This is a genomic window from Ruminococcus sp. AF17-1AC, assembly GCF_003461385.1.
Taxonomy (GTDB): Bacteria; Bacillota; Clostridia; order Oscillospirales; family Ruminococcaceae; genus Hominimerdicola; species Hominimerdicola aceti.
Window position 1 is genome coordinate 1,910 of the sequence record NZ_QTWZ01000041.1, and the last position, 507, is coordinate 2,416.

Consider the following 507-nt stretch of genomic DNA (forward strand, 5'->3'; position numbering starts at 1 on the left):
ATGATACAGCCCTTTATATCAGGATATGATTTGTTTGCGTTTTCAAGAGTATGGCAGCAGAGCGAAGCTCTCATATTATCTTCAATAGCTATCCCCAGCGGCATCAGATCAAAGCAGTCAAATATCACTGAAACATAGAGCCTTCCATCCTTTGCCTTCACCTCGCTTATGTCGGTCACAGCTTTTTTCAAAGGCCTGTCTGCGTAAAAATCACGTCTGAGAAGATCATCCGATTTTCGAGCAAGCCGATCCGCTTTGGTTATCCCGTTTGGCTTTCTGCGAGGCTTGTGTATCAATCCTATCTGCACCATGACCTTGCGTACAGTAGCTTCACATGGAATGTCAATGTCAGTTTTCCCGGCATCCTTTCTCTGCTGCAATGCAAGATACATACGCTCTCTGCCGTAGCAGTCATTATATTGGTCTTCTTCGTGGATCTTCATCATTTCATCTGCAAGTGCCTGATACTTCCAGGGGGCGTTTTTATGGCTGAGATGATCGTAAAAT

At 44.6% G+C, this 507-nt stretch carries 1 pseudogene; it reads right to left on the reverse strand.

Annotation, left to right across the window (positions count from 1 at the left end):
• A pseudogene (locus DWW81_RS13340) lies at nt 1–507 on the reverse strand (IS3 family transposase); the annotation flags it as partial.